Source organism: uncultured Maricaulis sp. (assembly GCF_947259345.1).
Taxonomy (GTDB): Bacteria; Pseudomonadota; Alphaproteobacteria; order Caulobacterales; family Maricaulaceae; genus Maricaulis.
Window position 1 is genome coordinate 153414 of the sequence record NZ_CAMYLS010000005.1, and the last position, 25719, is coordinate 179132.

Consider the following 25719-nt stretch of genomic DNA (forward strand, 5'->3'; position numbering starts at 1 on the left):
AGGGCGGATGACGGTCTAGCCGACCGTGGCCAGGGCGATAATCCCCGCCTGCCCACCAAATTGCCCGCTTTCGCCGCGATGATGCGAGCGGCGGGCCGAGAAAAGCCGGCCCGGCTCGCCGTAGGTGCAAAGCTTCGAGCGCCAGATCGCCGCTTCCGGCAGGCCGGCCATGACAAGTTGCCGCCGACAGGCCTCGCCGACATCCAGATGCGCCCCGCCTTCCGGGTCGCGCGGCGAGAGGATGCCGCCGGTCACGTCAAAGACCGCTTCAAACTCGGCCACGACTTCCGGGCCGACCCGGTAATTGACCGCCGAGATGGACGGACCGATCGCGGCGAGGAGTTGCGCAGGATCGGTTCGGTAAGCTTCGGTCATCGCCTCCACCGTCGCCGCGGCGATATTCTGCACCGTGCCGCGCCATCCGGAATGGATCGCCGCCACCGCCCGATGGTCAGGGTCAAACAACAGGATGGGCGTGCAGTCGGCGGTCTGGCAAACAAGGCCGATACCCGGACGGTCCGTGATGAGCGCATCCCCCTCGCCCACGGCCTGGTCGCCCTTCGGCGCCCCGTCCACACGCAGCACGGCCCGGCCATGGACCTGATTGGCAAAGGCCAGGGCGTCGAGGCCCAGCGCCTTGCGCACGCGTTCGCGATTGGCCGCGACATGCGCCGCCTGGTCACCGCGCGACCGTGTCAGATTGAGCGAAGCATAAACCCCCTCGCTCTCTCCGCCCGGGCGCGTCGTGAAGGCATGAATGAGGTCCGGACGGTCAAGCGTCCCGGCGCGAACAAGATCGAGTGTCATGGCCGAAATCCTACCCGGTCGCGGCCCAGATCAAAGCCTTTTCCGGCCTCGCGAATATCCGCGATCAACGCATTGAAGGTCGACCAGTCATCGGACTCCGCGATCGACGCCCAGCCAGCCTCGACCGTGTCGATGACCAGATCCACCAGATCGGCCCGCTCGAAGGCGGGATGGGACAAGCGCTCGATGCGGACCGGCTCATGCGCCGCCAGGGCGGCGTGCCAGGCCTCGAACGCCTCCCCCGAATAGGTCGCCGCACGCGGACCGGCCATGGCGCGCCTGGCCGAAGCCTCACCGCAGAACCAGTCATGGAAAGGCGCCTGCCAACCCATTTTCGAGGTCTCCATGAAGGCCAGGAAGCTGCGCACCAGCACCTCATCCGCCTCTTCCCCGGCCGACGCCACGCCGAAGCGGCGCAGGAAGGCGTCCAGCAACGCCTCGCGATAGAGGGTCGGGAAAGTATTGAGCGCCGCCTCCAGCGCCGGGCGCTCCCCGACCAGGGCCAACGCATTGGCCAATTGCTGCAGCGCCCAGAACACCGTCTCTGGTTGACGGGCAAAGCAATACAGACCCTGCTGGTCGAAATAGGCCGCGGTAAAGCCCGGCTCGTAGTGGGGCAGGAAGCGCCAGGGCCCGTAGTCGAAACTCTCTCCGGTGAGGTTGAGATTATCGGTATTGAGAACGCCATGGACGAAACCGGCGGCCATCCAGCTGGCGGCCAGACTGGCACTGGCGGCAACGACCGCTTCCAACAATGCCGCAGGCCGATCCGGCGCGCCCTCGAGATGCGGGTAATAGTGTTCGATGGCGTGGTCGATCAGCCGACCGATCCGCTCGCTCGAACCCTCATAGGCATGACGCTGAAAAGTGCCGAAGCGCACATGGGAATGCCCCAGACGCGTCAGCACGGCCGAGCGGGTCGGCGAGGGTTCGTCATTGCGGGCCAGCTGCTCGCCGGTCTCAAAGACGCAAAATGCCTTGGAGGTGTAGACGCCGAGCGCTTCCAGCATCTCGGCTGCCAGCACTTCACGCACCGCCCCCTTCAGGGTCAGGCGACCATCACCGCCGCGCGACCAGGGCGTCTGGCCGGAGCCCTTGGTCGCCAGATCGAGCAGGCGATCACGGTCATCATGCAGTTGCGCGAACAGAAAGCCACGTCCATCGCCGAGTTCAGGATTATAGGTGCGGAATTGATGGCCGTGATAGCGCATCGCCCGCGGCGTCACCTGATTGTCAGGCAAAGGTTCGAAGCGCTGGAAATGCGCCTCGCGATCAGTGGGATCAAGACCGCCCAGGCCAATGGCCGGCGCCCAGCGATCATTCCGGAAGCGCTCGATGGCGGCCGGGAAATCCGCCGGTTCGACCGGATCGGAGAAGTCATCGCCCAGACGGGCAAAGGCGGGGTTCGGGCGATAGCGGTCGGAAAAACTCATGACCGGGAGCTAAGCCCGACCGGTCGCAATTGCAAATCTCAGCCGCGCAGCCCGTCACCCAGGATCAGCGCGGTCTCGTCGACCAGGGCCTTGGCGCCGGGCAGGACGGCGGTGAGGTTGAAATAGCCGTGCGGCAAACCCTTGCCGATATTATAGCTGACCGGAACACCCGCCGCGGCGAGCCGGTCCCGATAGGCCTGGCCCTCGTCCAGAAGCGGATCCAGTTCTGCGGCAATGATATGGGCCGGTGGCACGCCGGCGAGATCATTGTTCAGGAGCGGTGACACGGTCAGCTCGCTGGCCTGCTCCGGGTCGGCCAGATAGGCGCGCACGATCTGGTCGAGCGTGAAGCTGGAAAGAAGATGCCCCTCGAGGAATTTCGGCTTGGATTTGCGACGTTCGACCAGTTGCAGGAGCGGATAGATGAGCAGCTGGAAACAGATCCGGTCGCGCCGCGACTGGGCGAGGATGGCCGCAAGGCCGCCACCGGCGGAATCCCCGGCCACGGCGATCCGGTCCGGCAGCGCCCCAACCCTTTCCGCACCGGGCCCACACAGCCAGTCGAAGGCCGCGAGACAATCCGCAACACCCGCCGGCCAGACATGTTCCGGTGCCAATCGGTAATCGATGGCCAGCACGCGATGTCCGGACCTGGCCGCGAGACGCCGGCACAGGCGATCATGGGTCTCCAGATCGCCGATCACATAGCCGCCGCCATGCATGAAGAAGGTACAGGGACCCGCATCGTCGGCCCCATTGGGGCGATAGAGGCGGGCAGGCCGCTCACCCTCGGCGCCCGGGATCATCAGCTCGCGCACCTCGGCCAGATCCGGCGCGCGCACATCCATGTGCGGGGCGGCCTTCAGCAGGGCGTCGCGCATGCGCGGTGCCGCGCGGGCGGGCTCGAGCGGGTCCTGCAGTCCGAATTTCGAGAAGGCCTCAGGCCAGGCGGGCGTTTCCATGTGTACCGGTTAGCACGGCGCTGCCGCGCCGCCTACGCGACAAGTGCGACCGTCAGTCTCTAATGAACCGTGACACCGGCTTCGCGGTCGAGACGACCGGCCAGCGCATCTTCCATCACCGATCGCAGGGCGCGCCAGGCATCGGCGCTTTCCGGCAGACCCTGCCCGTCCAGATCGCTGACCGCCTCATCGGCATAGCCGATCGCCTGAGCGCCATGCAGATCGACCATGGTCCAGGCTATCTGGTGGATATCTTGGGCGGTGATTTGCACATGCGGGGTCATTCAGGGCTCCTGCCGGATGGGTCTGTTTCCATCAGGAAGAGCAATCCGTGGGCCAGACAGACGCCCAACTTAACCCAATAAAATCAATTACTTGAATTTTCCACAGATCGGCGCGCCCTGCCCTGCGGTCGAATTTGCCGAGTCGTTCTGTCCGGGTTAGTCCTGCGGGGTCGACATTGCCGGGCCGATGGCGTCCCAGATCGCGTCCGCGATGCGCTCGTAACGAGGGTCGATAGCGTTGAACATGACGGCCAGGGTCAATTCACTGTCAGGACGGTATTCGACCTTCGCGATAAAGCCCGGATCATAGCCCTGGTGGAACCAGCGCTCGCCGACCCCGTCCTGATCCTGCCATTGCAGGCCGATGCCATAGGCCCAGCCATGATCCACCTCGGGGTTGAAATTGATTGAGGCCCGCATGGTCTCGCGGTAATCCCCCTCCAAGGCCTCCCCGGCGAACCAGCTATGCCCCCAGCGGGCCAGATCAGTCGCGGTAAACACCCAGCCACCGCCACCCCATTCAAGAGCCGGGTCATAAGCGAGGCGCTCATATTCGCCCGCCTTGGTCGGAACGCCCGGGAAGACTTGCTGAAAGCGCGGTGACATATAGGCCGCAGTCAGGCGCGGCATGGCGCGACGCTGGGCTTCAGTATCGACCAGGCCAAGCGGCGTGATGAAGCGATCTTCGACGAAGGACTCCGGGGACTGGCCCGAGATCCGTTCGACGATGAACGCCACGATCGTGTAATTTGCGTCGGAATAGTGGAAGCCATCACCCGGCTCGAACAAGGGTTCCAACCCGGCCAGCGGACGCAACAAATCCTCATGGGTCACGCCCTGCTCCGAGAGGTCCAAGTTCTCCTCGGCGGACCGGCGTATGACCTCACGGATCGGCTCTGTTTCGAAATAATCGATCGGAATGCCCGATGCGTGATTCAGAAGCTGACCGATGGTGAAGGTCGCAGCATTGGGCAGCGGGTCAAACCAGTCCTCTCCACCGAGATACTCGGCGGCCCGGTCATCCAGAGAGACACGGCCTTCCTCGACCAGGGTCATCAGAGCGGCCGCGACAAATGTCTTGCCAATGGACCCGCCAAGCAGACGATGGTCGGGGCGCATTTCGATGCCGGCTTCGCGGTCTGCATGCCCCAACACGCTGGTCACCACCCGCCCATCGGGCAAACGCAGTGCGACGGTTGCTCCGACAAAGCCTCGCGGGCCGAGATGCGACTCGAGCACCTCGGTCATTGCCGTTTCCAGCGCGTCAACATCCTGCGCCTCTGCCACCGGCCAGGTGGCCATGGCGAAAGCCAGAATGGAAAGACCCTGTTTGATCATTTTCTTGCCCCTCATCCCGTTTGAGGGGCGAAGACTAGGCGCAAGCCGGGGCAGATTTGGAGTTAAAACACCGCAATATCGCGCTCACAATCCGGATCAGCCGCGCTTGCGGCCCGGGGCATAGCCGCCGCCTTCGAGATAGGCGATCTCCTCCGGCGTCGAGCGTCGGCCCAAGGCGTCGTTGCGATAGGGGAAACGTCCGAACTGGCGGATCACTTCGCGATGCTTGATGGCATGATCGCGCGTGCCTGTGCCGGAAAGGCGCTCGCCAGCCAGCTCGACACAGAGATCCTGGTCGGTGATCTCTTCGGAGTGCATGAAGGGCATATAGACGAAGGCGCGGCGCTCCTCCGGAATGACCCAGTCATAGCCGTGCTCGATCATCTGCCAGGCCAGATGCCGCGCCAGCTCGTCATGGGCGAAGGCATGGCCCGAGCCGCGCCAGATATTGCGGGTGAACTGGTCGAACATCAGGATCAGGGCGAACTGACCATAGGCCGTGTCCTCCCAAGGATGACCGCTCTGCCACCAGAGCCGCGCATTGTCCTCAACTGCCCTGGCAAACAGACGGCGCACCCGCGCGTCGAAGCCCGGTGAGGCCGCATACCAGCGCTTTGGGCCGGCGGTTTCGAACCAGAAGTCGATGACCTCGTCGATGGTCGGATCAGCAATACTCATACGCGCAGGCTACCGGATTGGACAGCCTCGTACAGCTCCCCCGTCAGCGGCACATAGCGCCCCTCACCGGGATGATCAAGCAGGATCGGATCTGTCACCTTGGCCGGATCGAAGCCTTCCTTGACCAGATCCACCTTGCGGAATTTGAACGTGCCCGTGGTGTCGGTCTGCGGCTGCAGGCGCAGGAAGAGCGGACGCGCATAGGCCGGCAGCGAGGCGTGGACATGCGCGTGCAATGCCTCGAGATCGAGCGGGCGCGCCGCATCGGTGACCAGGGCCGCCATGCCGGCGCGGCCGGAATGCCCCGTCACCTCAACGCCATAGACATTGGCCTGTTCCACGCCCTCGAAGGCCAGAGCCTCGGCAACTTCGCCGGTGGCGACATTCTCGGACTTCCAGCGGAAAGTGTCGCCGACCCGGTCGACGAAATAGTAATAGCCCAGCTTGTCGCGCGACATGAGATCGCCGGTCCGAAACCAGGCATCGCCTTCCTCATAGACGTCACGCAGGACTTTCTTCTCGGTGTCTTCCTTCGAGCCATAGCCATCGAAGCGGAAACGGGCGTCATCGGGGTCGATCCGGCCGATCGCCTCGCCGACTTCGCCCGGCTCGCAGGGAATGCAGCGACCATTGGTGTCGCGCAGCGGCATTTCCGCATCAAGGTCAAACTTCACCAGGTCGATATTGAAGCGGTGTTTGAGATAATTCGGCACGCGACCGACGGCACCGGGCTGGTTATACGCATTCACCAGGCCGACATTGCCCTCGGTGGACCCATAAAACTCGACGATATCCTTGAGCGCGAACCGCTTCTGGAAGGCCTCCCAGACATCGCGGCGCATGCCATTGCCGATGGCGCAGCGCAGCGTGTGATCGGTCTCCTCCGGCGCGACCGGCGAATTGACCAGGAAGCGGCACAGCTCACCGACATACATGAAGAGCGTCGCCTGGAAGCGTTTCACGTCAGGCCAGAAGGCCGAGGCGGAAAAACGCGGCCGGATGATCAGCGACCCGCCGAAGGACAGGGCACAGCCCACCCCGCACAATCCACCCGTCGCATGATAGAGCGGCAGCACCATCATCATCCGGTCTTCCGGGGCGGCCTTGGCGATGATGGCGAAGATGTTGAGATAATAGAGCGCGCGCACATGGGTCATCAGCGCCGCCTTGGGCAGGCCGGTCGTGCCACTGGTGAACATTTTCAGCACCGGCGCTTCCGGCTTCACATCCGCACGCACCGAGCGGTCGGGACGGGCGTCGCTGACCGCCTCGAGGGCTGGCATCAGCTCGCGGGCGCCGTCGATCGCACCGTCGAAGGACCAGGCCGCGATCTCGCCAATCCCGCAGGCGCGGGCGGCCGTATAGGCGTCTGCCAGCTCGGCCTCGATGATGGCGTGCTGGGTGTCGCCGATGGTCAGGCAATGCGCCAGGGACGCACCGGTCAGCTGGCTGTTTATCAAGGACGTCACGATGCCGACCTTGGACAGGCCGAACCAGACCGCGATGTATTCCCAGCGATTGGTCATGAACAGGGCGACGCTGTCGCCGGGCTTCAGGCCCTGGTCCAGTGCCCAATGGGCGATGCGATTGGCATAGGCGTCGAAGGCGCGATAGCTGATTTCTCCATCATCCAGGATCGCCATGGGACGGTCGGCGAACCGATCAACGGTATTCTCGATATGATCGGGGACGCGCAGGCCCGATCCGGCGCCGACCTTGGACACTTTGCGCAAGACTGCGAGCATGCTCGTCACATAATTGAACTCACGCGCGATCGCGCCCAGCATGCCCATTCTATCGACCTCCCATTATCTCTCTTTTGCGAGACGATATGGGGCGCCCCCGCCCGGTCAAGCAAGGCCGGGCGCTGGCGCCGCAAGTGTGATCACATGTTTCAGAAGATTACCGAGGATTGCCGCGTCAAGCGAGTGGGCTGGCCGCGGGGCTAGCGCCGGCGAAGTGTCCCCTGGCGACCGGTCTCCGAAAGCAGGGCCAGGCAGGCCGCGAGCAGGGGCAGATCCTTGAGCAGGAAATGACCGGCCCGCCCCAGCGCCGGGAACCCGCCCAGCTCACCGGCCCAGCTGCCCGGGAAGGTGATGAGGAAGCTCAGGGTCAGGAAGAAGGTGATGATCGCCAGATAGAGTCCCATCCGGAACAGCGTCGTGTTGAACCAGTAGCCCAGCAGTCCGACCACGGTGATCAGTTCGATCATGCCGATCAGATTGGACACGGTTTGCAGCGGCATCAGACCAAGCAGCCAGGCGAAGGCCGGCGAGGTTTCGACCAGCGGTTCAATGCCGGCAGCCTCGACAGCGGTAAACTTCATCCCGCCGATCCAGCCCAGGACCAACACAAGTCCCAGCCACATGACCGGCTGGCTCCACAGGCGCATATCGGTGTGGCGCTGGGCGAACATGCGCGAATTCTCGAAACTCCCGCCCCACAGGGAGAGACCGAGGATGGTGACATATTTGAGAATGCCCTGGCCGGAGCCGATGGCCGGGAATCCTCCCGCCGCCTCGATCCAGACCGGATTTGTGAACAGGACCGTCAGCGCCAGCGCCGCATAGAGCCCGGTCATGGCGAAACCGATCCGTCGAAAACTGCCCGACGGAAACGGTGCACCGACGAGGATGCCGGCTATGATCTGATACACACCCAGAGTCTTCGCCGCGGAGCCCGCCTGTCCGGCCAGGCCCGACAGGAAGGCGTGCCCCTCGATCCAGCTACCGGTGATCTGCGTCCCGACGGCGGTGAAATTCATCGCCCCGAACCACAGGAACATCACCGCCAGACACAGGCGGGCCACCAACAACGCGTTTCCAGGCGACAGCAAGACACCGGCCTCCGTCCAGGCTCAAGACAGAAGGCTAGCACCCGCAAGGAGGACTGACGAGGGCCGATTTCAAGCACTTGATGACGATGCAGTCAGGTATGGAGATACGGCGCGACCGATTGGCCAAGAGGGCAGGAGCAAAGCGAATTGCCGAGGGACACCCCCGGCCCCACCGGGCCGCAAGCGCGACCGCGCGCCGGGCGGCCAGCCCCCGCCCCGGCAGCCTTGAGCGCGCTTCATGTGAGCACGAACCCGGACACCCAAGGTGAGGCCAGGCGCGGGTTCGAGCGCAGCGGAAGCCAAGAAGGAATGGTGCCCCTGGCCAGACTCGAACTGGCACTTCCGAAGAAAACGGATTTTGAATCCGTCGCGTCTACCAATTCCGCCACAGGGGCCCTGTGATCGCCGTCCGGGCCTGCATGGGCAGGCTGGTCGAGCGAGGAAATTCGGAGGCGCAAGCTGCCCATCCCCCCCCGCTCTGTCAACAACCCATTGCGCTTGGACAGGCCTGCCGCTGCGGCTAGTCTCGCGAACAATCCGGGACGGGAAAATCAATGACCGAAACACACGCAGAACGCGGCCTCATCGGGACGCTGGAATCGATCGCGGAGACGGCGCCGGAAGACGGGCTGAGCCTGGGCGAGTTTGTCGACGCGCTGGGTGAGCAGGCCTTTGGCGTGATCCTGTTTGCGATGGCGCTGCCGGTCTGCATTCCCTTTCTCTACGGCGTTCCACAAGTCATGGCCCTGCCGATGATGGCGATTTCGGCGCAGATGATGCTGGGTCGACCCGAGCCCTGGCTGCCCGCCAGCTTCAAGGCACGGCGGATCGAGAAAGCGGGTCTGGCGCGCATGGCGCGCGGCGGTCGCAAATGGTTTGGCTGGCTGGAAGCGCTGGCGCGGCCGCGCCTGACCGCGCTGTCCGGTCCGACGGCGGAGCGTCTGGTCGGCGGCATTTTCGTCCTGTTCTGCGCTTCGATCCTGGTCCCGCTGCCCCTGACCAATTCCACCCCGGGCATCGCCCTGGTCATCGGCTCGCTGGGCCTTTTGACCCGTGACGGGCTGCTAGTCCTGGCCGGGCTTGTGCTCGGTCTCGCCTGGATCATCCTGCTGATAACATTGTTTTCATTCTTCGGCGCGGCCGCGGCTGATGTATTGAAAGACTTCATCCGGTCGTTGATCTGACGCGCCGGTCTGCAATCTGTGTGCGCATTGGTCGCGGTGCGCGTGTGAGGTGATGCCGTAATGATGCGTTTCATGAATCCGGTCCTGTCCCAATTCCCGCTGACACGCTGGCCGCTCCTGCTGGCCGGCGGCTCCCTGCTGCTGATGCTGGGCGCCTGGGGGTTTGAATATATCGGCGGCTATGCGCCCTGCGCCCTGTGCTATGACCAGCGCCATATTCACATGACGGTGATCGGGCTGGGCCTCGTCTTCGGCCTCGCCCTGATCCTGCGCCCTACCCTCGCCAAGGCGGCGCCCTGGATGATCTTCGTAATCGCTGCCGTTCTCATCTACTCGGCCGGCTTTGCCGGCTGGCATGCGGGCGTCGAATACGGCTGGTGGCCGGGCCCGGAGACCTGCACCACGACCGGCGGCACCCCCAATATAGACATGAGCTGCCTGATCGATCCCGAGCGCGACTGCCCGCCCGTCGTCCTGTGCGACGAAGCGGCCTGGACCCTGCTGGGCATTTCCATGGCTGGCTATAATGCACTGATCTCGGCCGGGATGGCGGCAATGGCCGTGCTGGTCGGACTGAAAGGCCTGAAATCATGAGCGAGGCCGACACGCGCTTCACCCCGCCCCTGCCCGGCAAACGACAGAATGCCCGCCGCGTCGAGGAAATGGTGCGCGTCGATCATGCCGGCGAATACGGGGCCGTGGCGATCTATCAGGGTCAGCGCGCGATTTTCAAAACCCTGCCCCACAAGGCCAGGATCGCCCGTCAGCTGGAGGAGATGGAAGCGGACGAGCAGCACCATCTCGACACATTCGACCGGCTGATCTTCGAACGCGGCACACGCCCGACCGCCCTCGCCCCGATCTGGGATGTGGCCGGCCACGCCCTGGGCGCTGCGACGGCCCTGATGGGCGGGAAGGCCGCCCATGCCTGCACCGAAGCCGTCGAGAGCGTGATCGAGCAGCATTATGCCGGCCAGATCGAGGAACTCGAGGCGATGGGCGAAGACGAGCTCGCCGCCCTGTTCACGAAATTCCGCGAGGAAGAACTCGAACACCGCGACCTCGCCATCGAGGAAGGCGCCAAACAGGCGCCGGGCTATGCGCTGCTCTCCAAGGCCATCGAAGCGGGCTGCCGCGTGGCGATCAAGGTGTCGGAACGGATCTAGGCACTCACACCTGACGCGCCATCGCGACCAGCTTGGCGACGGTATTCATGTTTCGCATTGTGCCGGATTTCGCGGCCGGAATGACCAGTTTCGACTGCGCCATGCCCTCGCAGTAGTGGATGTAGATTTCGCGCTGTCCGGCAGCGACCTCTTCGCCGGCCTGATGTTTCAGCGTGGCGTCCAGATCGTCCGGCGGCGGGGTATCGAGAAAGAGGGTGACGCAGCGATTGCCTGGCGCGTCCGCGAAAGGATTGGCGTCCAGAATTGCCTGCAGCGCCTCCGGCGTCCGCATGATCACACCGACCGGCTTGCCGGCAAAAACTTCAAGCGCCGCCTCCAGTCTCTTACCGGCCTCGGCAGACGTCAGATCGCTTTCGAACACCAGGTTTCCGGAGGCGATATAGGTACGGGGGTTGTCGAAGCCGACCCTCGCCGCCATCGCCTTCAATTCCGCCATGGGCAATTTGCCGGTCCCACCGACATTGACGGCCCGCAAGAAGGCGATGTGTGTGGTCATCCTGGCTCCCGCCGCCTTATCGTTCCAGCTCAATGTCCCAATAGAGATAATCAAGCCAGCTTTCATGCAGGAATTTGGGCGGGAATTTGCGGCCCTGGGCCTGCAATTCGTGCATGGAGGGGCGCTGCGGCGGGCGCGGCAGTGGCATGCGCGCTTCGCGCGGGGTGCGGCCCCCCTTCTTCAGATTGCACGGCCCGCAGGCGGCAACGATATTCTCCCAGCTGGTCTTGCCGCCCGCTCGGCGCGGGATGACATGGTCGAAGGTCAGCTGGTCGACGCCATGCTTGCCGCAATAGACGCATTTGAAGCCGTCGCGGAGCCAGACATTGTAGCGGGTAAAGGCCGGCGTCCGGTTCTGGTGGACATAATCGCGCAGCGCGACCACCGAGGGCACGTGCATCTCGAAACTGGGCGAGTGCACGACTTCCGCATAATGCGAGATCACGGCCACCCGTTCGAGGAAGACATTCTTGATCGCTTCCTGCCAGGGCCAGGTCGAGAGGGGCCAATAGCTCAGCGGCTGATAGTCCGCATTCAGGACCAGACAGGGCCATCCCTGCGGCGCCCGCTCAAGCACCTGCATGGCGACCTCCCTCACTGCGACCGGCAAAATCCCGTGGGGGGAGGCTGGTCGGGAGGGGGTGAGTATTCCGGACCACAGTCCTGAAAGCACACCTCCCATCGCACGCAAGACGCGGATTCGCTTGGACGAATCATTTCACATCCCGCGCTTGAAGGAAGATTACTCCTGTTCGCGTGTCAGTCCTATGACGGGTGCAAGAATCCTCGACGACAGCGGTCCGGTGTGGCTCAGCGGTAACGCCCGGCCAGGGCATTGCCGATGAATTGCCGGCCGATCTCCAGCCCGTCCTCGCCGATGGAGTGCGGCAGGCCCTGGGAGATATGCCATTGCGCGCCATGACCGGCGGCGGCGAGATTCTCCAGCGCATCGAACATGAAGCCCAGCGGCAGGACCTGGTCCTGGTCGCCATGCACCAGCATGATCGGTGGCTTCGAGCGCATCTCCTCCTTCAATCGCCCGCCGCCCGGCAGGGCTCCGGAGAAGCCCATAATCCCGGCCACCGGCCGCTCGCGGCGCAGACCGGTCGCCAGTGAGAGCATCGTGCCTTGCGAGAAACCGCACAGGACAAGGTCCTGCTCGGTCAGGCCATAGCGGGTGAGTTCCTGGTCGATGAAGGCATCAACGATCGGCCAAGCGGTTGCCGCGCCGGCCTCGATCCGGTCCGGGTCGAGATTGGAGATGGGAAACCATTGATAGCCGTCCGGCGCGCCGGGCACCGGGTCCGGCGCATTCGGCGACACCCACTGAACATGCGGCAAATCCCGCGCCCAATGCTGCCCCAGCCCGATCAGGTCCTTCCCGTTCGAGCCATAGCCATGCAGGAAGATCACCAGCTTTTTCGGCGCAGATCCGTCCCGCGGCGCCAGGCGCGGTCCGTCAATGGGTCGGGTCATGAAAGGGCTCCGGATTGATTGCAGACTGGATAGAGGGATGCGGGGCGTCGGGGCAAGATGCTTCCTCTTTCCTCCCCACAGCGTGGGGAGGTGCCCCGACGCGTAGCGGCGGGTCGGAGGGGCGGCGCCGGAGGCGACGAGCTGCCCCCTCGCTGCGCTCGGCCCCATCGACCCCGGCTGCGCCGGGCCCACTTCCCCACGCGGTGGGGAAGAAAAGCCACCCAGATGACAAATCGGCCTGACTCTGTCTCACTCCCACCATGAGCTTCACCACCCGCTTCGCCCCATCCCCGACAGGGCATCTCCATATCGGCCATGCCTTTTCTGCCTGGACGGCATTCCGCGCGGCGTGTGAGGCGGAGGGGCGTTTCATCCTGCGGATGGAGGATATCGACACCGTTCGCTGCAAGCGGGAATTCGAGCCGGTTATCCTGGACGATCTGATCTGGCTGGGGCTGGATTGGGAGGAGCCGGTTCGGCGCCAGTCGGAGCATTTTGATGATTATGCCCGCGTGCTCGAACGGCTCGAGGCGCTGGGCGTTATCTATCGCTGCTTCAAGACGCGGCGCGAAATCATGGAGGATATCGCGCGGGCACCGCACGAAGTCGGCGAGGTCTATCGTGGGCCGCTTGAACCGATGAGCGTGGATGAAGAGGCGAGCCGGATGGCGGCGGGCGAGGCCTTCGCCTGGCGGCTGTCGCTGGCACGGTGCCGCGACCTGCTGGGACCACGCTTTTCGGCCATGCGATATATCGAAGACGGGGCGGGCGAGCAGACCGCCAATCCGGACCCGTTGGGCGATGTCATTCTGGCGCGCAAGGATGTCGGCACCAGCTATCATATCGCGGTCGTGCATGATGACGCGCTGCAGGGCATCAGCCATGTCATCCGTGGCGAGGATCTGCGCGCGATGACGCCGCTCCACGTCCTGTTGCAGACCCTTCTGGACCTGCCCACACCGGTCTATCGCCATCACCGGCTTCTGCTGGATGAAAATGGCGAGCGCTTTGCCAAGCGCAACAAGTCAGTGACGCTGAAGTCCCTGCGCGAAAGCGGTGTCTCTCCCGACGAGGTCCGGTCGCGCTTCGCCACCTAGCGGCTGGCCACTTCCTCGCGCTCTGCAACCCGGCGCAAAGCGCCGTCGATCCAGCTGTATTCCCGCACCAGAACGGTGCTGCCGCGCGAGCCGGCATAGGAGAGCTGGCGCACCACAAAGCGCTCCTCGCGGTAATGCGACTGGGCTTCGATCTCATTGCCGGACATCAGCCAGACCACCCGGTAATCCTCGCCCTCGGACACCAGGGCCGGGAAAGCACAGATCGAGCCGCCGCAGAAATAGGCGACCGAGGCGCTGATCTGGCTGTCGCAATCGAGGTCCTGGGTGGCGATGGCAAAGTCGGGCACACGATCTTCATTGAGATAGGCGCTCACGCGCGGGGCCGCCTCGATGGCCGCATCCGGACAGGTCAGATCCCCTTCGCTCATGGTTCGAAGATGGGCCTGGAACGCGGCCAGCGCCGCCGTGGGCAACCGTGTCTCGTCTGGCAGCGGGGCCGGTTCTTGCGAACAGGCGGACAGCGCCAGCGCAGCGGCGAGGCTGCAGACCGTGACCGGGTGAAACAGATGTGTCGGTCGTCTCGTGCGCATGCGCGTCTTCCTTCAACGCGCCCCCTGTGCGTGAGGCCAGACTAGCCGCCCCTGCGCTGGCTGGACAAGGCCATATGCCGCACTTGTGATGCCGCCCGAATGCTAGGCAGGCGCGCCGCAACGCGCTATGTGGCGATCATGTTTGTCAAAGACCTGTGGTATTTCGGCGCCCTCGCCAGCGAGCTCAAGCCGGGCCAGCATCTCCATCGCGAGCTGCTGGGCCAGCCGATCCTGTTCGGACGCGACCATGACGGCAAGGCCTATGCCCTCAAGGACATCTGCCCGCATCGCGGCATCCTCTTGTCCGGCGGCGAAGCCCAGAACCGCGATGGCGAGACCCAGGTCGAATGCCCCTATCACGGCTGGCGCTTCCGCACGGACGGCTCCTGCGCTGCCATTCCCTCTCTGACCGCCGACCAGGCCGAGGCGATGGACCTGACCAGGATCCGCGTGCGCCGCTTCCCTGTGCATGAGGACCAGGGCCTGATCTGGATCTGGTATGCCGATGAGGACCAGGCCAATACCCCGCCCTCGATCGATCCGCCCAAGCTGGACATTCCCGAGGGGCACAAGCCGAAACTGGTCGTGCGCGACGTCTTCAACTGCCATGTCGACCATGCCGTGATCGGCCTGATGGACCCGGCCCATATTCCTTACATCCACCGTCAGTGGTGGTGGCGTTCGGCCAAGTCCGTGCATGAGAAAACCAAGAAATTCGGTCCGGTCGAGCGCGGCTTCTCCATGCTGCCACACGTGCCGTCGAAGAATTCCTATCTCTATTCACTGATGGGCGAGCCGCAGACCGAGATCCGCTTCCAGCTGCCCGGCCTGCGCACGGAATATGTGAAAGCCGGCGGCAAGCATTTCACCGGTTTCACCGCCGTGACGCCGACCAATGAAAACTCGACCGCGATCACCATCGTGGTCTACTGGGATCACTGGTTGCCCTCGATCGTGCCCAATCCGGTGATCCGCAAGGGCATCGAGACCTTTGTCGGCCAGGACCGCGATGCGGTGAACGCCCAGCAGGTCGGCCTCGCCTATGACCCCAAGCTGATGCTGATCCATGACAGCGATGTACAGGCGAAATGGTATTTCGCTCTCAAGCGCGCCTGGGACACGCACCGCGAGACCGGCGCCCCCTTCAAGAACCCCGTGCGCGCAGCGGAACTGCGCTGGAGAAGCTGATGGATACCTTCCTCACAGGCCTGCTTTACATCGCCATGCTGGCGGTCGTCATCACGCTCGGCTTTGGCATTTTCAACATGTACAAGTCGGACGACAAGGCGCGCTCGCGCTCGAACAAGCTGATGCGCTTGCGTGTCGTGCTGCAGTTTGCCGCCGTGCTGATCATCATCGCCATCTTCCTGGTGAAGGAAAATCTGGGCGGGTGAGGCCTACTCAGCCAGCGCCCGGATGGCATCGGCGGTCGGCCCCTGCAGGTTATTGACCCGGCCATCATTGAAGGCAACCACATAGCCGCGCCCGGTGGCCGGCTCGATCACCATTTGCACGAACCACATCGTGTTCGACCCGGCATGCAGAAGCTGGGTGCCGTTGAAACCCCAGCCCATGGCGTAATTGCCGTCGAATGTCGGGGTGTGAAGCGTCTCCCAACTCTGCGCGGACAGATAGTCATCGCCCTCGCCGCGAGCCCCGTCGAGATGGGCCTGGAGATAAAGCGCCAGGTCGCTCAGCGAGACATGGACTGTCCCGGCGGGTCCCAGGACCGGCGGATTATCCGCCCGCGGGCCCGGCGCAATCGCCTGAACACCAAACAGTCCACCTCGGTGCCCGCGCGGCTGGTCGACTGTGTCTGCCGATCCGGGCGGCCCGAATCCGGCGCTCGTCATCCCCAGCGGTTCAAATACCTCGCGTGCGATCAGCGTCTCCCAGCTCTCGCCGGTGACGGCCTCGATCATGGCACCAGCCACGACATAGCCGGCATTCGAGTATTGGTATTCCGCCTCCGGCGCGACCGTCGGTGCGGCGGCGAGGACACGGCGGGCATAGTCGACCCGCTGCGGCGGCAAGGGATCACCGCTCGCGCCCTGCTCGCCGAACTGGAACATGGCGACCATGCCGACATTGGGCGTCAGCCCGGCGCGGTGGGACAAAAGATGGCGGAAGGTCAGGTCGCGATAGGCGGGGTGGATGTCAGGCACGGCCTCGCCCAGATGCTGGGCGATCGTGTCATCCCAGCCGACAACACCCTGCTCGACCAGACGGGCAATGAGGGTGGCGGTCATGGATTTTGTGTTCGATCCCATATGCCAGAGGTCGTCGCGCCCGATCAGCGCCGGGTCACCCTGGGCCCGCACGCCGGCCGTTCCGATCTCGATTTCGCCATCCGTCATGCGCATGACTGCGACGCCCGGTGCGCCGGAGGCCTCAAGCGTCGTGGCGGCGATGGCGTCGACATCCGGCGCGGGGGCCTGAGCCGCTGGCTGAACGACAAGGAGCGCGGCGATTGCGAGACTGGTGAACATCATCTTCCCCTTTTCGGCCCTTCCCCGGACCGGAGTCAGGCGCTAGGTACAAGCCCATGGTTCGCCTGACAAAAATCTACACACGCACCGGTGATGCCGGATCAACGCGGCTTGGTGACATGTCGCAGACAGTCAAACACGACCCGCGCGTCGATGCCTATGGGGATGTCGACGAGGCCAATTCCTCTATTGGTCTGGCCCGCGCGGCCCTGGGCGCCAGTGATCCGCTCGACGCGCCACTGGCCCGGATCCAGAACGACCTCTTCGATCTGGGCGCAGACCTGTGCGTGCCGGAGAGCGAGACGCCGCCTGACTATGAGCCCCTGCGGGTCACCCAGGCCCAGATTGACTGGCTGGAAGGCGAGATCGACCGGCTCAACAGTCGGCTTGAGCGGCTCAACTCCTTCATCTTGCCCGGCGGGAGCGAGGCCGCGGCCCGTCTGCACCTGTGCCGCACGATCTGTCGCCGGGCCGAACGCAAGGTGTCGGCCCTGATCGCCAATGATGTACGGATCAATCCGGCCGTTCTGAAATATCTCAACCGCCTGTCCGATCTGCTCTTTGTCATGGCCCGAACAGCGAATGATGAAGGCCGCGCCGATGTGCTCTGGGTGCCGGGAAAAGACCGGGACTGAGCCCATTCTTTCCAGAGCGGAAAGATCAACTTATCGCCAGCCCGGTCGACAAAGTGTCGCAGCCTCCTATGTGTAGACCCACAAGTTCAGTCCATACGGAGTTACCGCATGACCCGCCTTCTTCTCGCCGCTTCCGCGGCTCTGCTGACCGCAACCGCCGCCACAACCACCGCTTTGGCCGAACCGGTGAATTTCGATTTCGACAAATCCCACACCCTCATCGAGGCCAGCTGGGACCATCAAGGCTATTCCACCCAGCGCCTGCAATTCACCGATTATGACGGCACCCTGTCGCTGGATCTGGAAACCCCGTCCAATTCGACCGTCGACATCACCTTTAACCTGATCGACGGCTTCTGGGTCGGCGCCAATCAGGACCGCTTCATCACGCACCTCAATTCCGGCGATTTCTTCGAAACCGAAGCCAATCCGACCGCGCATTTCGTGGCCACCGGCTTTGAAACCGAGGACGGCGAAACCGGCACGATGACCGGCGACCTGACCATGAATGGCATGACCGGCCCGGTCAGCCTCGACGTCACGCTCAACCAGGTTGGTGAAACCCGCGACGGCAACACCAAGCTCGGCTTCACGGCCACCGGCTCCCTGATGCGCTCGGAGTGGGATATGGGCTTTGCTGTTCCCTATGTGTCCGACGAGATCGAGCTTTTCATCTCGACCGAGCTGGTTGCGGCTGAATAGGCTCAACTGCCAAGCGAACCCGAATAAAGGGGCCTGTCCGCCGGACAGGCCCCTTTTTCTTGGCGTATCGGGCTCAGCGCCGAGGCTTCGGGCTGGACCAGAGACACAGGGTCAGGATGGCAAACAGGCTCGTCACGGCGATCGACAATCCTTCCAGCTCATCCACTGGCACTTCATCGATGAAGATGGTTTCCGTCCGCCAGATCACGGAATTGGTCCAGAACATCCAGATAAGGAAGAGTGTGACGGCGAAGGTGAGGAAAGCCAGGAAGAGACGCCCGCTCAGGCGCAGAGGTCCCCGGCCCGTTGGCCGCAATGTGACGACGCGCTTGCCGGCGACGCCGCCCGCCACAAGCCAGTAGGCCCAGAACAGGCCCACGGCAGCGACGCCCCAGCTCACCCAGGCGAGCTGCCGCGTCAAGGACACCGCCTCATCACAGCGTGCGGCGCCGTCTTCGCTTTCCATCAGACCCAGCCAGGCACAGCTCAGATCAAAGTCCAGCTGCGCGCCTGATGTCGCATTGGTGAGGAAGTAGTATCCGTCGCCGGTCTCGGGCTGGATATAGATCTGCCCATTCCATGAAGAGTTATTGCCACCATGCCCGATCAGGATCCCGGCCGGGGTTTCCCAGCGCGAATAGCTCATGGCGAAGTGTGGATTGGGGTCGGTCGGCGCGAAGGCCTGTTCCAGGCTGTCGTCGATCAAGACCCCCCCGCCATCCAGATGCGCCAGCAGGAAACGTTCAATATCGCCGCCTGAAGCATAGCCGCCCGCCGCCGTCAGCGCGACATCGCGCAAATCCTCGATAGGCTGGCGATAATAGTTGAAAGCTTGGGACACGGTTGGCAGTCGCGACGCATCAAAGCCGGAATTCGTCATGCCGAGCGGATCGAAAACACGTTGGCGAGCGGCCGTGTCGAAATCCGCACCGGTGACGGTTTCGACCAACATTTGCAGCAGGACAAATCCGCCGCCTGAATAGCGCCGGTTCTCACCGGGCTGATAGGCGACCCGGAGGGGTGCGAAGTTTTCGCTGAGATCGACTGCGTCCACAGGCTGCTCTTCATGAGCGCCCCAGCCGCCATAACCCGGCTGGTTGGTGCCGGCCGTATGCTGGAGAAGCCGCCGAACAGTCACCGCGTCTGGCGCATGCTCGCCATAGTCCGGCTCGAAAGGCAGATCATAGGTCGACAATGGCGCATCCAGGTCGATGAGCCCGTCCTGTGCCAGGCTGAGAACCGTCCAGACCGCCAAAGGCTTGGAGACCGATCCGAGATTGAACGCGGTGGCATCCGTCACCGGCGCGCCCTCGCCATCCGAGCGGCCCTCACGCGCCTGCCAGACCAGCTCACCGTCCCGGATCACGCCGGCTGCGACGCCCGCAATCGAATAGCGCTGCATCGCGTGATCCAGAACCGCGTCCATATGCGTGGCAATTTCGGCATCTGAACTCCCCGGATCCAGGCCGCGGATTTGCCGGAGTCCGATCGCGGACCAGCCCGCACTCACAACAAGAACAGCCAGGCAAACGGCTCTCAATTTCATCAGGGGCGACATGTCCAATCCTTTCGCCTTAACGTTGGCGATACCAACTACTATGTATTGCTATATATCTTGCTAAACCGATATACAAGCCATAGGAAGGGAGGCATGATCAGCGAGGCGGACATTGATGACCGGGACTGAGATGGAAGACATTCTCGACCGCTGGAGCTCCCAGGCTCGCAAGGGGTATTTCGAGATGCTGCTTCTCGCCCGCCTGAACGCCGGGCGCGCTTACGGCTACCAGATCGTCGCCGCCCTGAAGCAGGCCCCCGGATTTGAAAACCTCGCCGAAGGCACGGTCTACCCGGTGCTCACCCGCATGAAGAAGGACGGGCTCGTCACCGCCGAATGGGTGGCAGAAGATACGGGCCCGCCTCGCAAGTATTACACAGTGACCGAATTGGGCGCGCGGACGCTGGATGCCATGCAAGGCATCTGGCGCCGTATGGACGAAGTCCTTCTGGCTCAACCCGCAAAGGAAACGTCCTGATGCGCATGACCCTCGAGCTGACCACCGCCGAAGCCCGCCGCCTCTGGACCGACTTCCTTCGACGGCTTGACTGGGCCAATCGTGATTTGCCCGGTCCCGAGCGCGAAGAGGCGAAATCAGAAGTAATCGCTCATATCGCGGAAGACATGGCGGCGCTGGATCTGCCGGATGAGGTGGAGCGGCTGCGTGAAGCGCTCGACCGGTTCGGAATACCGCCCGCGCCGCCGCCTGCCTGGCAAAAGCCGCTCGCCATCGTCCTGCATTATCTGGCCATCATGGTGATGGGCGCCAGTGGCCTGGTCATTCTCATCCTGTTGCACATGACCCTGATGGAAGCACTAAACCCGGCCGCGGTCGGCCTCTACATCTATCCTGGCGACACTGTGCTGACCCTGTCCTACGAGAACCAGGCCGGCGCACGTGAAATTCTCGGCGCCTGGTTCATTCCGGCCATGCTGGTGGTATCGGCGCTTGGCAGTGCCGCCCTGTACGGTCTCTGGAAACTGGCGCTCTCACCGACAGGGCCGGTTTCGCGCTGGATGCGGCCATGACGGCTGCCGGCCGGAGCCCAAACGTACCGAATCATCGAATGGCATGCGGGCACATTCACTTCGCATCGCATCATGCCCCACTTTGAAAAGCCCGGACGCTCCAGCAAGGCCTGCATGACCGCCCATACCGGCAATACCGCAGCTGCGAATTGACGCAGGCGTAAGCCAGCTGGATGCATTGACTTACCGCACTGGCGAAGGCAGGTTCCCGGCCTATTCTTGTCAGGTGCGCGAACCTTGTCCGCGCGCGGCCAACCGGAGCCCCAGCATGAAGATTCTCGTCCCCGTCAAACGGGTCGTCGATTACAACGTGAAGGTCCGCGTCAAGCCCGACCAAACGGGCGTCGACCTCGCGAATGTCAAAATGTCCATGAACCCCTTCTGCGAGATTGCGGTCGAAGAAGCGATCCGTCTCAAGGAAAAGGGCGTGGCCGAAGAGATCGTCGTGGTCTCCATCGGACCGGCCCAGGCCCAGGAGACGATCCGCACGGCCCTGGCCATGGGCGCCGATCGCGGCATCCTGATCCAGACCGATGATGCGGTCGAACCGCTCGCCGTCGCCAAGCTTCTCAAGGCTGTGGTCGATGAGGAGAGCCCGGAACTGGTTGTCCTCGGCAAGCAGGCCATTGATGGCGACAACAACCAGACCGGCCAGATGCTCGCCGCCCTGCTGGACTGGCCGCAAGGCACCTTCGCCTCGGACGTCGAGATTGCCGACGGCAAGGCCAAGGTCACGCGTGAAATCGATGGCGGTCTTCAGACCCTGTCGCTCACCCTGCCGGCCGTGGTCACCACCGATCTGCGCCTCAACGAGCCGCGTTACGCGTCGCTGCCGAATATCATGAAGGCCAAGCGCAAGCCGATCGACACCAAGGCCCCGTCCGATTACGGCGTCGACACTGCACCGCGCCTGACCGTCGTGAAAGTGACCGAGCCGCCCAAGCGTGAAGCCGGCATCAAGGTCGAGAGCGTCGCCGAACTGGTCGACAAGCTGAAGAATGAAGCGGGGGTGATCTGACCATGACTGTTCTCGTTATTGCCGAACACGACAATGCCACGCTGAACGACGCGACCCGCGCTGTCGTCACGGCCGCCAAGGGCCTGGGTGGCGACATCCATGTCCTCGTGGCTGGTTCCAATGCCCAGGCCGTGGCCGATGCCGCTGCCAAGCTGGACGGTGTCGCCAAGGTGCTGCATGCGGAGAGCGATGGCCTGGCCAAGCCGACCGCCGAAGCCATGGACGCGCTCGTCACCCCGCTGATGAGCGATTATGACGCCGTGCTCGCTGCTGCGACCACTGCCGGCAAGAATTTCATGCCGCGCGTCGCTGCCAAGCTCGACGTGATGCAGATCTCGGAAATCTCTGCCGTCGAAGCGCCCGACACCTTCATCCGCCCGGTCTATGCCGGCAACGCCATGATGACGGTGAAATCTTCTGACGCGAAGAAAGTCATCACCGTCCGTCCGACGACGTTCGAGAAGGTCGGCGATGGCGGCTCGGCCAGCATCGAGGATCTCGGTGCCGCCTCCGGTCCATTCAAGTCGGAATTCGTCTCCGAAGAGTTGTCCAAATCGGACCGCCCGGAACTGACCGCCGCCAAGATCGTCATCTCCGGCGGTCGCGGGATGCAGTCCGGTGAGAATTTCCACCTGCTCGACAAGATCGCCGACAAGCTGGGCGCCGCCGTCGGCGCCTCGCGCGCTGCGGTCGATGCCGGCTATGTCCCGAATGATTACCAGGTCGGCCAGACCGGCAAGGTCGTCGCCCCGGAGCTCTACATTGCCGTCGGCATTTCCGGTGCCATCCAGCACCTCGCCGGCATGAAGGACTCCAAGGTCATCGTCGCCATCAACAAGGACGAGGAAGCGCCGATCTTCCAGGTCGCCGATTACGGCCTGGTCGCCGACCTCTTCAACGCCCTGCCCGAACTCGACGAAGCCCTCGGCTAGACCGAAGCAACATCGAAACGATCAAGGCCCGGCTGGTTCAGCCGGGCCTTTTTCTTGGCGGTTTGCGGTCAGCGGACCGCCCAAGTGTGCTGCCCCAGACGCCACCAGCTACGAAGTGTCGAGGGATGATGGCTGGCCTCTTCGAGCGCAGCCAGTGCATCGCGGTCCAGCCATCGGCCATCGCGCATGACCGCCTCAATCTCGTAAAGGCTGGCGATGTTTTGTGTCGGGTCGGCCGCAAGCAGGACAAGATCGGCAGCGCAGCCAACTGCCAGGCATCCGACCTGTCCCGTCATCCCCAGCGCTTCCGCTCCGTTCAGGGTGGCCGCACGGATGGCCTCCATAGGGGTCAGACCGGCATCGACCAGGATTTCCATCTCGCGCACGGTCGAAACCCCGTGCGGCGTGACCATGACACCGGAATCCGTCCCGACCGTCAGCGGCACCCCGGCCGCGTGCAGCGCCCCTGTCACCTCGACATAAAAGGCCTGCATGCTGGACCGGTCATCATGCGGGTATTGCGCCCAGAACTCGAAAGTCTCCTGCTCAAACCCGGCAATCACCGGATTATAGCTGGCCATGGCAGGCCGGGTGATGTGGGCACCCCCGGTCTCGACGATCCGGGCCAGATTCTCGTGCACAACCAAAGTCGGGTCGATCATCGTGCCGGAAGCGGCGACCTGTTCGGCAAGCCGGCGCACGCCCTCCGGGTCCATCTCGTCATTCAGCGCGTACCAGACAATCGACTCGGTGTGTTCCAGCGTCCGGAAACCGGCATCCAGCGAGGCGGCGAAATCGACAGGATCAGCTTCGGTGCCCTCAACGGGATGACCGCTCATCGTCATGCCCAGGATCGCCGCTTCTTCGCGGATCGCGGCAAAGCTTTCGCGGGACAGGTTGGAATAGAGTTTGAGATGACGATAGCCGGCGGCGTATTGACGGCGAACGCTGGCCCGCGCCTCGTCGGCGCCGTCGACGGCTTCGTGAAGGGCATTGCCATTTCGCCCGCCGACCTCATTGAGGATCGGGCCGGTTGTCAGAAGCCGCGGTCCGAGAATCTCGCCGCGTTCGATGCGACGGGCGAGCGGCAGGTGGAAGGGAAAGCCGCCCATATTGCGCACCGTGGTGACGCCATGCGCCAGGCCCGCGGCGAGGTCCGTCTCGTCGAAAACATGGACATGAACATCGACCAGGCCCGGCATCAGGACGCGTCCACCCGCATCAATCAGCTCGACGCCATCGGGCCGGGCCGGCAGCGCGCCCGTCCCGACGCGTTCGATCCGCCCATCGATCACCAGGACATGACCATTGGCCTGAACATTGTCGGTCGCGGGGTCGAGCAGGCTGGCATTGGTGATCAGATAGGACCGCGGCGCCTCGCGATCCGGGCGCATGGCCTCCGGCAATTGATGTGCCCAGGCGACGAGCACCGCGGCGATGATACTGAGCAGAAGGCCGAGGCCCATGAAAAGTCGAAGCATGTCTGTCTCCCGATTGCTGACGGGAGGACAGGATCACGAGCGTCCGGACGGATCGCCCGATATCCGGATTCCGGACGTGCGGAATGCGTCAGCTGGCGGCCGAACCGGATTCCGGACCGTTCGGCGCGGCATCCATGGCGTCCAGATAGGCCGAAGGCGTCCGCCCGGTCTCGCGCTTGAACACGGCATTGAAGACGGACTTGGAGCTGAAGCCGGCGGTGAAGGCGAGATCAATCACCCGCTGGCGGGTTCCGGCGCGGGCATTCTCCCGCATCATCGCGCAGACATCCTCGATCCTCAACGCGTTGATATAGTCATTGAAATTTCGCCCGGTAGCGGACTTGATGGCCAGGGTGACCGCCTTTTCGGTCAGGCCGCAAGCGGTCGCGACCTCCCGCCGTGTCAGACGCGGCTCGGTGTAGAGCGCCTCCCCCCGAACAACCCCCTCAAGGCGTTGGAAATCAGCCCTCGCACCGTCGCCGACCCTGTCATCGGCGGCGGGCTGCGAGGTCGGGTCCGCAACCCAGCCCCCCAACTCCCGGTCATCGAGCCCGGCGAACAAGCGGGCATGTTGAACCGCGAGAACAACCAGCACACAGACAAAGACCAGCGAGATTCCGATCTGGAACACATAGGCCGACTGGGTACCCAGCCAGGGCCAGTAGGGATGCAGCCAATGCGCGTCCATCCGCAGGATATCGAAGACGCCATCGACCACATAGAAGGCGATCATCGCCACCATCCAGTTGAGCTGGATGGTACGGGCATCGGAGCGCGTGTCCCGGGTCGCCCGGTGAAAGCGGTGCACCAGCAGGAGCGCCGCCGCGGAATAAAGGAAAAGGCTGATCCGCGCGCCATGTTCGACCAGGTCGATCTGCGGGGTGAGCGCGAGCGCGGCGAGAAAGGGGAGCGCGTGCGGCCAGTCCCGCCATCGCAGGGCCGGTCCGGCCATCATCACCCCGCGCACCACCAGATAGACCAGAGGCGGATAGGCCAGACGGAAAGCCGGCGTGACCAGCCATATCTCGCGAAAGCCCGACGTCTCTTCCAGGAAATTGAAGACCATCCAGCTCGCCGACATGGCCAGCAGCGCCGACACAGCCCGCAAGCGCGGCTGGCTCACGGTCAGCGCAAAACCAAGACCGGCCACCGCGATCAGGGCAAATTGCAGGAGATTGACGGCCAACAGGGTCATGAGCCGAGATTAGCGGCCAGGAAGCCGAAAACAATCTCCGGCCATCAGGCTTTCCAGCCGCGAAACTCGCGATACTCGCGGATCGCTGTGAGCGCGCGTTGCCGGGCGGTCCGGTCACCCTCCCCCATGGCATGCACAACAAGGCGAAAGAGATGCTCCGGCGCCTCGCGCAGGGCTTCGCCATCTGTCTCGGACAGGGGCGCGGCCACGCCGGTATCGGCCGCAACGGACAAGGATTGCTCGACCCGCTGAAGACAAGCCTTCAACCCGCCATCGCGCGACCGATAGCGCAGCGCCAAGAATATCAGGATGGCAACCAGGATAATCGGGACGATCAAGGCCATCCCGACT

29 protein-coding genes and 1 tRNA gene are annotated in these 25719 nt (G+C 63.7%); 12 read left to right on the forward strand and 18 right to left on the reverse strand.

Annotated elements, in window-relative coordinates; translation table 11 throughout:
- Positions 1 to 15: 15 nt before the first annotated feature.
- The 9 genes from pgeF to Q0X62_RS02570 form a co-directional block, all read right to left on the reverse strand.
- The gene (gene pgeF / locus Q0X62_RS02530; protein ID WP_297731268.1) at positions 16 to 807 is read right to left on the reverse strand and encodes a peptidoglycan editing factor PgeF; all 792 of its coding nucleotides are present in this window, start codon (positions 805 to 807) and stop codon (positions 16 to 18) included.
- Positions 804 to 2240: a protein adenylyltransferase SelO family protein gene (locus Q0X62_RS02535; protein ID WP_297731270.1), complete on the reverse strand. Its 1437-nt coding sequence runs from the start codon at positions 2238 to 2240 to the stop codon at positions 804 to 806. Before Q0X62_RS02535 ends, pgeF begins: the two co-directional genes overlap by 4 nt.
- A gap of 38 nt (positions 2241 to 2278) precedes the next feature.
- Positions 2279 to 3202 (reverse strand): alpha/beta hydrolase, encoded by a 924-nt coding sequence (locus tag Q0X62_RS02540; protein ID WP_297731272.1) that lies wholly within the window; start codon positions 3200 to 3202, stop codon positions 2279 to 2281.
- A gap of 59 nt (positions 3203 to 3261) precedes the next feature.
- The gene (locus tag Q0X62_RS02545) at positions 3262 to 3486 is read right to left on the reverse strand and encodes a hypothetical protein (RefSeq protein WP_295696175.1); all 225 of its coding nucleotides are present in this window, start codon (positions 3484 to 3486) and stop codon (positions 3262 to 3264) included.
- A gap of 156 nt (positions 3487 to 3642) precedes the next feature.
- Positions 3643 to 4824 (reverse strand): serine hydrolase, encoded by a 1182-nt coding sequence (locus tag Q0X62_RS02550; RefSeq protein WP_297731274.1) that lies wholly within the window; start codon positions 4822 to 4824, stop codon positions 3643 to 3645.
- Between the two features lie 96 nt (positions 4825 to 4920).
- On the reverse strand, positions 4921 to 5502 hold the full coding sequence (locus tag Q0X62_RS02555; protein WP_297731276.1) for a DUF924 family protein: 582 nt from the start codon (positions 5500 to 5502) through the stop codon (positions 4921 to 4923).
- Positions 5499 to 7295 (reverse strand): long-chain-acyl-CoA synthetase, encoded by a 1797-nt coding sequence (locus tag Q0X62_RS02560; protein ID WP_297731279.1) that lies wholly within the window; start codon positions 7293 to 7295, stop codon positions 5499 to 5501. Before Q0X62_RS02560 ends, Q0X62_RS02555 begins: the two co-directional genes overlap by 4 nt.
- 152 nt (positions 7296 to 7447) lie before the next feature.
- Positions 7448 to 8311: a DUF417 family protein gene (locus Q0X62_RS02565; protein WP_297731281.1), complete on the reverse strand. Its 864-nt coding sequence runs from the start codon at positions 8309 to 8311 to the stop codon at positions 7448 to 7450.
- 337 nt (positions 8312 to 8648) lie between these two features.
- A tRNA-Leu gene (locus tag Q0X62_RS02570) sits at positions 8649 to 8733 on the reverse strand.
- 159 nt (positions 8734 to 8892) lie between these two features.
- On the opposite strand from Q0X62_RS02570, the gene Q0X62_RS02575 reads away from it, so the two are divergent.
- Genes Q0X62_RS02575 through Q0X62_RS02585 form a run of 3 tightly spaced genes read left to right on the forward strand, consistent with a single transcriptional unit; the run spans position 8893 to position 10688 of the window.
- Complete coding sequence (locus Q0X62_RS02575) at positions 8893 to 9522, forward strand: exopolysaccharide biosynthesis protein (protein WP_297731284.1); 630 nt, start codon at positions 8893 to 8895, stop codon at positions 9520 to 9522.
- Between the two features lie 60 nt (positions 9523 to 9582).
- Positions 9583 to 10116, forward strand: a complete 534-nt coding sequence (locus tag Q0X62_RS02580; RefSeq protein ID WP_297731286.1) for a disulfide bond formation protein B — start codon at positions 9583 to 9585, stop codon at positions 10114 to 10116.
- Positions 10113 to 10688 (forward strand): demethoxyubiquinone hydroxylase family protein, encoded by a 576-nt coding sequence (locus Q0X62_RS02585; RefSeq protein ID WP_297731288.1) that lies wholly within the window; start codon positions 10113 to 10115, stop codon positions 10686 to 10688. The genes Q0X62_RS02580 and Q0X62_RS02585 overlap by 4 nt, the downstream gene beginning before the upstream one ends.
- Before the next feature lie 4 nt (positions 10689 to 10692).
- Here the strand turns inward: Q0X62_RS02585 and Q0X62_RS02590 are convergent, their stop codons facing one another.
- The 3 genes from Q0X62_RS02590 to Q0X62_RS02600 all read right to left on the reverse strand — a co-directional run bounded on the left by Q0X62_RS02590 (position 10693) and on the right by Q0X62_RS02600 (position 12681).
- On the reverse strand, positions 10693 to 11205 hold the full coding sequence (locus Q0X62_RS02590; protein ID WP_297731290.1) for a DUF1697 domain-containing protein: 513 nt from the start codon (positions 11203 to 11205) through the stop codon (positions 10693 to 10695).
- Between the two features lie 16 nt (positions 11206 to 11221).
- Complete coding sequence (locus tag Q0X62_RS02595; RefSeq protein WP_297731291.1) at positions 11222 to 11788, reverse strand: HNH endonuclease; 567 nt, start codon at positions 11786 to 11788, stop codon at positions 11222 to 11224.
- A gap of 227 nt (positions 11789 to 12015) precedes the next feature.
- On the reverse strand, positions 12016 to 12681 hold the full coding sequence (locus tag Q0X62_RS02600; protein ID WP_297731293.1) for a phospholipase: 666 nt from the start codon (positions 12679 to 12681) through the stop codon (positions 12016 to 12018).
- 260 nt (positions 12682 to 12941) lie between these two features.
- Between Q0X62_RS02600 and gluQRS the strand changes: the two genes are divergently transcribed.
- On the forward strand, positions 12942 to 13778 hold the full coding sequence (gene gluQRS / locus Q0X62_RS02605) for a tRNA glutamyl-Q(34) synthetase GluQRS (protein WP_297731295.1): 837 nt from the start codon (positions 12942 to 12944) through the stop codon (positions 13776 to 13778).
- Here gluQRS and Q0X62_RS02610 read toward each other — a convergent pair.
- Positions 13775 to 14329: a hypothetical protein gene (locus Q0X62_RS02610; protein ID WP_297731297.1), complete on the reverse strand. Its 555-nt coding sequence runs from the start codon at positions 14327 to 14329 to the stop codon at positions 13775 to 13777. The two genes, gluQRS and Q0X62_RS02610, sit on opposite strands and share 4 nt — an antisense overlap.
- A 138-nt stretch (positions 14330 to 14467) precedes the next feature.
- On the opposite strand from Q0X62_RS02610, the gene Q0X62_RS02615 reads away from it, so the two are divergent.
- Together Q0X62_RS02615 and Q0X62_RS02620 are read left to right on the forward strand one after the other, a co-directional pair.
- Positions 14468 to 15517: a Rieske 2Fe-2S domain-containing protein gene (locus tag Q0X62_RS02615; protein WP_297731299.1), complete on the forward strand. Its 1050-nt coding sequence runs from the start codon at positions 14468 to 14470 to the stop codon at positions 15515 to 15517.
- A complete protein-coding gene (locus tag Q0X62_RS02620; RefSeq protein ID WP_297731301.1) occupies positions 15517 to 15723 on the forward strand; it encodes a twin transmembrane helix small protein in 207 nt (68 codons plus the stop codon). The genes Q0X62_RS02615 and Q0X62_RS02620 overlap by 1 nt, the downstream gene beginning before the upstream one ends.
- Before the next feature lie 3 nt (positions 15724 to 15726).
- Here the strand turns inward: Q0X62_RS02620 and Q0X62_RS02625 are convergent, their stop codons facing one another.
- The gene (locus tag Q0X62_RS02625; protein WP_297731302.1) at positions 15727 to 16818 is read right to left on the reverse strand and encodes a serine hydrolase; all 1092 of its coding nucleotides are present in this window, start codon (positions 16816 to 16818) and stop codon (positions 15727 to 15729) included.
- Positions 16819 to 16874: 56 nt separating this feature from the next.
- On the opposite strand from Q0X62_RS02625, the gene Q0X62_RS02630 reads away from it, so the two are divergent.
- Positions 16875 to 17453 (forward strand): cob(I)yrinic acid a,c-diamide adenosyltransferase, encoded by a 579-nt coding sequence (locus Q0X62_RS02630; RefSeq protein WP_297731304.1) that lies wholly within the window; start codon positions 16875 to 16877, stop codon positions 17451 to 17453.
- 108 nt (positions 17454 to 17561) lie between these two features.
- The gene (locus Q0X62_RS02635; RefSeq protein ID WP_297731306.1) at positions 17562 to 18155 is read left to right on the forward strand and encodes a YceI family protein; all 594 of its coding nucleotides are present in this window, start codon (positions 17562 to 17564) and stop codon (positions 18153 to 18155) included.
- A 73-nt stretch (positions 18156 to 18228) separates the two neighbouring features.
- Here Q0X62_RS02635 and Q0X62_RS02640 read toward each other — a convergent pair whose 3' ends face one another.
- Complete coding sequence (locus Q0X62_RS02640; RefSeq protein ID WP_297731308.1) at positions 18229 to 19701, reverse strand: serine hydrolase; 1473 nt, start codon at positions 19699 to 19701, stop codon at positions 18229 to 18231.
- A gap of 127 nt (positions 19702 to 19828) precedes the next feature.
- On the opposite strand from Q0X62_RS02640, the gene Q0X62_RS02645 reads away from it, so the two are divergent.
- The 4 genes from Q0X62_RS02645 to Q0X62_RS02660 all read left to right on the forward strand — a co-directional run bounded on the left by Q0X62_RS02645 (position 19829) and on the right by Q0X62_RS02660 (position 22692).
- Complete coding sequence (locus Q0X62_RS02645) at positions 19829 to 20191, forward strand: PadR family transcriptional regulator (RefSeq protein ID WP_297731311.1); 363 nt, start codon at positions 19829 to 19831, stop codon at positions 20189 to 20191.
- Positions 20191 to 20742, forward strand: a complete 552-nt coding sequence (locus Q0X62_RS02650; protein WP_297731313.1) for a hypothetical protein — start codon at positions 20191 to 20193, stop codon at positions 20740 to 20742. Before Q0X62_RS02645 ends, Q0X62_RS02650 begins: the two co-directional genes overlap by 1 nt.
- Before the next feature lie 268 nt (positions 20743 to 21010).
- Entirely contained in the window at positions 21011 to 21760 is a 750-nt protein-coding gene (locus tag Q0X62_RS02655; RefSeq protein ID WP_297731315.1) for an electron transfer flavoprotein subunit beta/FixA family protein, read from the forward strand.
- 2 nt (positions 21761 to 21762) lie between these two features.
- The gene (locus Q0X62_RS02660; RefSeq protein ID WP_297731316.1) at positions 21763 to 22692 is read left to right on the forward strand and encodes an FAD-binding protein; all 930 of its coding nucleotides are present in this window, start codon (positions 21763 to 21765) and stop codon (positions 22690 to 22692) included.
- A 68-nt stretch (positions 22693 to 22760) separates the two neighbouring features.
- On the opposite strand, the gene Q0X62_RS02665 is transcribed toward Q0X62_RS02660, so the two are convergent.
- The 3 genes from Q0X62_RS02665 to Q0X62_RS02675 all read right to left on the reverse strand — a co-directional run bounded on the left by Q0X62_RS02665 (position 22761) and on the right by Q0X62_RS02675 (position 25712).
- Positions 22761 to 24173 carry an amidohydrolase family protein gene (locus tag Q0X62_RS02665; protein WP_297731318.1) on the reverse strand — a complete coding sequence of 471 codons (1413 nt, stop codon included), beginning with the start codon at positions 24171 to 24173 and terminating at the stop codon, positions 22761 to 22763.
- An 88-nt stretch (positions 24174 to 24261) separates the two neighbouring features.
- A complete protein-coding gene (locus Q0X62_RS02670; RefSeq protein ID WP_297731320.1) occupies positions 24262 to 25368 on the reverse strand; it encodes a helix-turn-helix transcriptional regulator in 1107 nt (368 codons plus the stop codon).
- A 44-nt stretch (positions 25369 to 25412) separates the two neighbouring features.
- A complete protein-coding gene (locus Q0X62_RS02675; protein WP_297731322.1) occupies positions 25413 to 25712 on the reverse strand; it encodes a hypothetical protein in 300 nt (99 codons plus the stop codon).
- Positions 25713 to 25719: the final 7 nt, after the last annotated feature.

Coding starts and splice junctions, on each gene's coding strand:
- Q0X62_RS02630 (WP_297731304.1), top strand. CDS start 16,875: ATGGTTCGCCTGACAAAAATCTACACACGCACCGGTGATGCCGGATCA.
- Q0X62_RS02575 (WP_297731284.1), top strand. CDS start 8,893: ATGACCGAAACACACGCAGAACGCGGCCTCATCGGGACGCTGGAATCG.
- Q0X62_RS02650 (WP_297731313.1), top strand. CDS start 20,191: ATGCGCATGACCCTCGAGCTGACCACCGCCGAAGCCCGCCGCCTCTGG.
- Q0X62_RS02600 (WP_297731293.1), bottom strand. CDS start 12,681: ATGACCCGACCCATTGACGGACCGCGCCTGGCGCCGCGGGACGGATCT.
- Q0X62_RS02545 (WP_295696175.1), bottom strand. CDS start 3,486: ATGACCCCGCATGTGCAAATCACCGCCCAAGATATCCACCAGATAGCC.
- Q0X62_RS02595 (WP_297731291.1), bottom strand. CDS start 11,788: ATGCAGGTGCTTGAGCGGGCGCCGCAGGGATGGCCCTGTCTGGTCCTG.
- Q0X62_RS02635 (WP_297731306.1), top strand. CDS start 17,562: ATGACCCGCCTTCTTCTCGCCGCTTCCGCGGCTCTGCTGACCGCAACC.
- Q0X62_RS02610 (WP_297731297.1), bottom strand. CDS start 14,329: ATGCGCACGAGACGACCGACACATCTGTTTCACCCGGTCACGGTCTGC.
- Q0X62_RS02645 (WP_297731311.1), top strand. CDS start 19,829: ATGACCGGGACTGAGATGGAAGACATTCTCGACCGCTGGAGCTCCCAG.
- Q0X62_RS02580 (WP_297731286.1), top strand. CDS start 9,583: ATGATGCGTTTCATGAATCCGGTCCTGTCCCAATTCCCGCTGACACGC.
- Q0X62_RS02660 (WP_297731316.1), top strand. CDS start 21,763: ATGACTGTTCTCGTTATTGCCGAACACGACAATGCCACGCTGAACGAC.
- Q0X62_RS02625 (WP_297731302.1), bottom strand. CDS start 16,818: ATGTTCACCAGTCTCGCAATCGCCGCGCTCCTTGTCGTTCAGCCAGCG.
- pgeF (WP_297731268.1), bottom strand. CDS start 807: ATGACACTCGATCTTGTTCGCGCCGGGACGCTTGACCGTCCGGACCTC.
- Q0X62_RS02615 (WP_297731299.1), top strand. CDS start 14,468: ATGTTTGTCAAAGACCTGTGGTATTTCGGCGCCCTCGCCAGCGAGCTC.
- Q0X62_RS02535 (WP_297731270.1), bottom strand. CDS start 2,240: ATGAGTTTTTCCGACCGCTATCGCCCGAACCCCGCCTTTGCCCGTCTG.
- Q0X62_RS02670 (WP_297731320.1), bottom strand. CDS start 25,368: ATGACCCTGTTGGCCGTCAATCTCCTGCAATTTGCCCTGATCGCGGTG.
- Q0X62_RS02550 (WP_297731274.1), bottom strand. CDS start 4,824: ATGATCAAACAGGGTCTTTCCATTCTGGCTTTCGCCATGGCCACCTGG.
- Q0X62_RS02560 (WP_297731279.1), bottom strand. CDS start 7,295: ATGGGCATGCTGGGCGCGATCGCGCGTGAGTTCAATTATGTGACGAGC.
- Q0X62_RS02555 (WP_297731276.1), bottom strand. CDS start 5,502: ATGAGTATTGCTGATCCGACCATCGACGAGGTCATCGACTTCTGGTTC.
- Q0X62_RS02590 (WP_297731290.1), bottom strand. CDS start 11,205: ATGACCACACACATCGCCTTCTTGCGGGCCGTCAATGTCGGTGGGACC.
- Q0X62_RS02655 (WP_297731315.1), top strand. CDS start 21,011: ATGAAGATTCTCGTCCCCGTCAAACGGGTCGTCGATTACAACGTGAAG.
- Q0X62_RS02540 (WP_297731272.1), bottom strand. CDS start 3,202: ATGGAAACGCCCGCCTGGCCTGAGGCCTTCTCGAAATTCGGACTGCAG.
- Q0X62_RS02675 (WP_297731322.1), bottom strand. CDS start 25,712: ATGGCCTTGATCGTCCCGATTATCCTGGTTGCCATCCTGATATTCTTG.
- gluQRS (WP_297731295.1), top strand. CDS start 12,942: ATGAGCTTCACCACCCGCTTCGCCCCATCCCCGACAGGGCATCTCCAT.
- Q0X62_RS02585 (WP_297731288.1), top strand. CDS start 10,113: ATGAGCGAGGCCGACACGCGCTTCACCCCGCCCCTGCCCGGCAAACGA.
- Q0X62_RS02620 (WP_297731301.1), top strand. CDS start 15,517: ATGGATACCTTCCTCACAGGCCTGCTTTACATCGCCATGCTGGCGGTC.
- Q0X62_RS02665 (WP_297731318.1), bottom strand. CDS start 24,173: ATGCTTCGACTTTTCATGGGCCTCGGCCTTCTGCTCAGTATCATCGCC.
- Q0X62_RS02640 (WP_297731308.1), bottom strand. CDS start 19,701: ATGAAATTGAGAGCCGTTTGCCTGGCTGTTCTTGTTGTGAGTGCGGGC.